At 65.3% G+C, this 5,771-nt stretch carries 5 protein-coding genes; 4 read left to right on the plus strand and 1 reads right to left on the minus strand.

Annotated elements, in window-relative coordinates; translation table 11 throughout:
- Window positions 1-220 precede the first annotated feature (220 nt).
- The 4 genes from CCR97_RS00785 (at window position 221) to CCR97_RS00800 (ending at window position 3,679) form a co-directional block, all read left to right on the plus strand.
- Complete coding sequence (locus CCR97_RS00785) at window positions 221-979, plus strand: DUF7146 domain-containing protein (protein WP_338049042.1); 759 nt, start codon at window positions 221-223, stop codon at window positions 977-979.
- A gap of 280 nt (window positions 980-1,259) precedes the next feature.
- Window positions 1,260-2,204, plus strand: coding sequence for a DUF2493 domain-containing protein (locus CCR97_RS00790; protein WP_201159226.1), 945 nt, complete (start codon window positions 1,260-1,262; stop codon window positions 2,202-2,204).
- 389 nt (window positions 2,205-2,593) lie between these two features.
- The gene (locus tag CCR97_RS00795; RefSeq protein WP_201159227.1) at window positions 2,594-2,761 is read left to right on the plus strand and encodes a hypothetical protein; all 168 of its coding nucleotides are present in this window, start codon (window positions 2,594-2,596) and stop codon (window positions 2,759-2,761) included.
- A 573-nt stretch (window positions 2,762-3,334) separates the two neighbouring features.
- Window positions 3,335-3,679: a hypothetical protein gene (locus tag CCR97_RS00800; protein ID WP_111359722.1), complete on the plus strand. Its 345-nt coding sequence runs from the start codon at window positions 3,335-3,337 to the stop codon at window positions 3,677-3,679.
- Between the two features lie 707 nt (window positions 3,680-4,386).
- Here CCR97_RS00800 and CCR97_RS00805 read toward each other — a convergent pair.
- Window positions 4,387-4,644, minus strand: coding sequence for a hypothetical protein (locus CCR97_RS00805; protein WP_111359723.1), 258 nt, complete (start codon window positions 4,642-4,644; stop codon window positions 4,387-4,389).
- Window positions 4,645-5,771: the final 1,127 nt, after the last annotated feature.

Here is a 5,771-nt window from a genome sequence, read left to right on the forward strand (position 1 = left end):
GGCGCATCACGCGACCCTCCCTGACGGGCGGAGGTTATGTTGCGCAGAAGCTGCCGATCCCTCACAAAACGGCCGTCCAGCGCGGGGCCGCAACATAACCAGCGCCGCAACATAATCGGTCTTATGTGCAGTTGAACATAAGACCGATGCGGCGACCGGCGAGCACGGTGATCTTCTCGACCTCATCGCGCACAACTGCCACCTCACCGACGTCCCGGACGTGCTCGACGAAGCACGCCGGTTCCTCAACCAGCCTCGCCCAGAACCCGCCCCACCTCTGCCATCGACGCCAGCCGGCTCTCCTGAATCCGCCCGGCGCCTGTTCGTCATGGGGCGATCGATCCGGGGCACGCTCGCCGAGGTCTATCTCCGCAGCCGCGGCATCGGCGATCTTCGCGACCTTCCGGCACTCCGATTTCACGCACGCTGCTTCCACCGCGCGACCGAGACCAGCCCCTGTGAGACTTGGCCGGCCTTGCTCGCTGCGGTCACGGATCTCGACGGCACGATCACCGGAGTCCATCGCACCTGGCTCGCTCGCGACGGCGCCGGCAAGGCGCCGCTCATCACGCCCCGCCGCGCCATGGGGCATCTCCTCGGCAACGGCGTTCGCTTCGGTGACGTCGCCGACGTTCTCGTCGCGGGCGAGGGGATCGAGACCATGCTGTCGATCCGCTGCGCACTCCCGCACATGCCGTTGATCGCCGCCCTGTCGGCCAACCACCTCGCTGCCGTGATCTTCTCACCGACCATCCGGCGCCTCTACGTCGCGCAGGACGACGACGCTGCCGGGCGCCGTGCCGCGCAGACACTCCGCGAGCGCGCCGAGGAGGTCGGGATCGCGACGGCCGTGCTCAGCCCGACGAAGAACGACTTCAACGTCGACCTGCGTCTTCTCGGCCCGATCGGGTTCGCTGCTTCGCTCCGTCGCCAGCTCATGCCCGAAGATGCCACGCGATTCGCCGAGTGCCGATCCTGAGCGGTCGGTTGCATCGTCATCGTCAGCCCCGGCCCGCCGGCGCGGATCATGCGCCGGGCGGGCCGCGCCGCGGCCTTCCAGAGGGCGATCCGGCCGGAACCGGCGCGGGCCCGCAACAGCTGCGCGCGGCATCCGACGTCGGCCCTCTCCGACAGGCACGAGCGCGCTCCGCCGTCCTCCGCTTCGCTGCGGCCCTCCGGGTGCGGGCCCGTGCCGCTCCCGGCGAGGGATCGCCGTGAAGGCCGCGGAAGGCGCGGCCACCCGACGAGAGACCCGAGCCATGACCACCGACCGGCACATCAATGACGACTTCGAACCGAACCACGCCGTATCACCGACCGCCCGTCTTCTCGACGAGCTGCAGCTTCACGGTCATCGCCCCTTCGAGGACGATCCCGATCCGCGCCCGCTTCCCGATGCCGACCGCCTGCACGGCGCACTCGCCGACGTGTTCGACGCCTTCGTCGCGACGCTCGGCGACACCCGCCTCGAGCCCGATCTGCCCGAACTGCTCTGGTCGGTCGTGAACGTCTTCCATCGCGGCATCGATCGCATCCAACGCCAGCTCGATGCCAACGAGGCCGGCCAGCGCCGAAGCCAGCACGAGCAGGACGGCTCCGAGGTCCGATCCGTCGAACTCGAGCACCTGCTCGCTCAGGGCCTCACCCTGATCGAGCGACGCAACAGCTTCGAGTTCATGCGCGAAACGGCCGCGGAACTATTCGAAGTTCACACCGGACACGCTTGGCGACCGCGCACCGGCTCACTGGTCAACCGGAGCACGCTCACGGCCGCGATGATCGACAGCCGCGACTTCCTGATGGCGCGTCGGCGCGCCGAGGCCGAGGTCCTGCTGCCGACCGGCGCCAAGATCGCCTTCGCGGGTGGCGTCACCTTCAACGATCACCACCGCATCTGGACCGCGCTCGACCGCGTCCATGCCAAGCACCCCGACATGGTCCTGCTGCACGGCGGCACACCGCGCGGGGCCGAGAAAGTCGCCGCCTGCTGGGCCGACACCCGCAAGGTGCCACAGATCGTCTTCAAGCCCGACTGGGCTCGTCACGCCAAGGCCGCCCCGTTCAAGCGCAACGACCAGCTGCTCGAGACCATGCCGATCGGCGTCGTCGTCTTCCCCGGCTCCGGCGTCACCGACAATCTCGCCGACAAGGCACGAGCGCTCGGCATCCCGCTGTTCGATTTCCGGAACACGGATGGCGCATGACAGACTGAACAACGCACCGATCCGTGCGTTCTTATCAACGGTCTCGCTGCGGTACGCCGGTCCCCTGTCGGTAGACGCGATCGCACCGAGCCACCTGGTGTGATAATGGCAGCGATCACGACCGCCGAAATTTCCATTCCAGCATGCATGACAACTTGCGCCGATGATCTGGTCAATCAGCAATGGCGCGGAGCGTCCCAGGACGCGTTGGTTCGCGCTCACGGCGATCCGTTTGCTGACGAGAGCCGGGCCGAGATCACCGGCCCGAGCGTGTTCGGTTGTGCGCGGGCTTCCCTGCACCTCTCTCCCACGTTACATGAACTCGCGACCAACTCATGCAAGCACCGCGCAGTCTCGGATCCGGGCGGCACGTCCGGATAGACTGAGACGTGAACGGCACCCGAGACGTGCCGAAGCGGCGCGGCTTCGGGTCACGAGTGCTGGAAAAGATGGTGGGACAGGCGCTGCTCGGCCGCGCTGAACTGCGCCTCGAACCGACCGCAGCGGTCTGGTCGCTTGAAGCACTACACGCTCACGTCGTCGGGACGGAGGCCTAGCATACCGCGACAAAACAAGAATCGTCTTTATCGATACGTAACGTCAGATCTTGCACCCCCGCGACGATCCTGCGGCAAGATCAGACGTGCGCGTGACTACACGGGAAGAAGCCAGCAGATAGAAAGATTTAAGGTAGGTCGGCTAGCGCGCACGAGCGCAGGCGGTGTGAAACGACGGCGGGAGCCGGCCATGGAGCGTCGATCAGTTCTCCTCGGTCTAGACCCGTCGGGAGGCATGGGGGCTCGTTGCGGGGATCAAAGTCCCGCTGAATGCCAATCCGATGGGAGCGAGCGGCTCCTGTCGCCGAACAGGGCGAGGACGACAATGTCCGACGAGCGAGAGAGCCCGACGAGTGGGCGCCGGAATGCCGGTCCGCAACGGGAGGTCGGTTCCACCCGTCTCAATACGAGCCCGGGCGATCAGATCATCGCGCTGACGAATGAGCGCCTTCCCGACGACTCGAACAGTCCGGCCGAGATCGATCCTGAGAGAAAGCGGAGGATCGCCAATCATCTTCGGCGGATGACTTCGGCTGGTAGATAGGTCGACATACAAAGAGGTCGGACGGACCCATGAAGATATCGGCTGCGATCGATGGTCTGCTCGGATCGAACGCGACCACAGACAGCGCGATAGCGGGCGCGACCGTGACGACTCTGACGACAGAGCGTTTCGTCGGTCAGAGTAATGACGGCTCAGAGGTGCACCGCTTAGCCACGCTCGACGAAGCCGTACGGTTCGTCATGATGGTGCTTCCGCCTGATCAGCGGCATCAGTCGCTCGTCTCGACCGCGGAAGGGCCATTGTGTTTCGACGAGTTCGAGCGACGTCATCGAGAGGCCGAACAGACTCGCAACGCCGCCGCAAGAACCGAGGATGCCGGGGCCGGGGGGCCGGCCGCCTCCCAAGTGGCGTGATCATTCTCGTGGATCGGCGGTCGCGTACAGGGGACGTACCGCCGGACCGCGCCTTTCCCCAACCCCCCGAGCGCTGCGGCGGGCTCTCCCTGCAAGTTCAGGGGCGGCGGTCGATCTTCGACCTTTCCCCTCGCCATATCCACCACGAAGCGGGTGAGCTGGTTCGGATCACCCGGACCTTCGCTGGCTCTGTCCATCGATCGTCTCCCCTCGCTAGCCCCGGGGTAACGTGCCCGTCACCCTCCAGCTCCTCGACCGACTCGGTCTGCCGGTGGACGACCCCGGCAGGCCGCCTTCCGCAAGTTCGGCGGTCCCACGGGTCACGACTCCGCGCGCCGCGGTGAAGTCCGCGACGCGGGCCAGCATGCGGATTGCGTCGCGGACGCCCATGTCTCGGAGTCCAAGAGGCGGCTCGCGACCCTAGTCCATCGCGACGCTTCGCAAGCGCGATAATGTAGCGTAGCGCCGCGCCTGCCCCATGCGCAGTTACGATGAGCTCCGTCCCTACGTCCCTGCAGAGCGCGCGACTTTGGAGGGAGCCGACGTGCGCCTGCCGCCGAAGCTCGCCTTCGCCATGTAGACATATTCCACCTTCATAGCGAACGTCGCGCCCACGCGGGCGCAGCTATTACGCGGGCGAAGCTATAGCGCCATCAGGCCGATCAGCGCCCATCGCGGAATCCGATCGGCTTGGTGGCTTCAGGTTGTTACGAGTCAGTCCCGCCATGCAGGGAGGCGATCTCCTTGAGGACGGTCTGACGCATGCCTGACGGAAGGAGACTCCAGTTCTGGGCGGCTGAATCGGACAGGCTCGGGCAATAGCGGATCCCGAAATCCTGGACATTCTGAGAGTCCAGGTACTTCGTCCCCTTCAGGTCGGCGCAGCGATCCACGTTCTCAAAGCGAAGAACTCCATCTTCGTCGATGATCCGGGCGCCGCATTTGCGGCAGTCGGCGTAGTTCATGAACCACTCCTGCGGTTTGGCAAGTCTGCCAGGAATCGAACAGGTCAATTGATGTGGTCTCGATTCCCGGCCGGGCAAGGGATACGGTCCGGATCTCAGACTTCTCGCAGGTGATCCCAACTCGGTCACACGAAAAAGGGCCGCCCCGAAAGGCGGCCCAGAACTGCTGCTTCGCGCACCCGTGACACGAAGCGCCATCGGTATATCTCAGATCCCATGCCCTGAGGTCTTTGATACAGGTCATGCTCGTTCCGTCCCGCGCTCTTGCGCCGGCGGCCGCAGGGTGACCCGTCGAGCGCGGCGGAGCGGGGACCTGCCAGCCTGGCGGAGGAGGACGTCTTGCAGGGAGGCGCGATTGACGCCGGAGCGCAGCGTGCTCCCGCTCGATGCCCTGCCTCTACCTTTACGGTAAAATTCCGAACGTCAAAAATTGCAGAAGTTGCAAGTCGGCCTATGGACCAGTCTAGGGAGTGTCCCGTAATTGTGCTGCGGTGCAGCAGCGGTATAATTGAACATCGCTGGCCGATGGCTCGCGAGGACCTTCCTGGGCTGTTCCTCCCTAAACTCGCGCCGTCGGCATTGCCGACGGCCTTTTTGCTACGGCACTCGTCTGCCGGTGCGCGACGTCCAGCATTGCTGCGAAACGCAAAATGCACCCCGCCGGACGTCGTCATCGCCCGGCGGGGCATGGACCGCTGCTGCTCACCCAAAGCCAGGTCACCCTGACGCTCTGATGATACGTCCAAAGGAGTTAAGGGCTGGTTGATGTGTTGGCTGGCTGTGTGCCTGCGACGCGCGTCACTCAGCCAAGCGTATCAGGAGGTCACTTGGCCGGAGAGGGAGCGGGGATCGGCTGCGCCGGCGCGCGCTGCGATGCCTTACCCATCACCGGGCCGAGCAACTCGTTGAGCCCGTGGTTTCACTCTCGGGGGCCCCGGTTCCACAGGGCGAACAGTAGAACGCGAGTTCGGCTGCGACGAGAATGTAGTTGAGATGGGTGATACCAACGGCCTCGGCTCCTGACTCGCCGGGGATTCCGGGGAGCGGCCGATTGTGATTCGCTTGGCGCGGGAGGATTCGCGCCATGGCGACAGCGGTTGCTCTGCGGACGGATTTCTCGGCGGCCG

The sequence above is a fragment of the Rhodoplanes elegans genome (genome assembly GCF_016653355.1).
GTDB classification, from domain to species: Bacteria; Pseudomonadota; Alphaproteobacteria; order Rhizobiales; family Xanthobacteraceae; genus Rhodoplanes; species Rhodoplanes elegans.

What these genes read in the sequence shown, in the direction of transcription:
- CCR97_RS00800 (WP_111359722.1), top strand. Translation starts at nt 3,335, where the DNA reads ATGAAGATATCGGCTGCGATCGATGGTCTGCTCGGATCGAACGCGACC.
- CCR97_RS00805 (WP_111359723.1), bottom strand. Translation starts at nt 4,644, where the DNA reads ATGAACTACGCCGACTGCCGCAAATGCGGCGCCCGGATCATCGACGAA.
- CCR97_RS00790 (WP_201159226.1), top strand. Translation starts at nt 1,260, where the DNA reads ATGACCACCGACCGGCACATCAATGACGACTTCGAACCGAACCACGCC.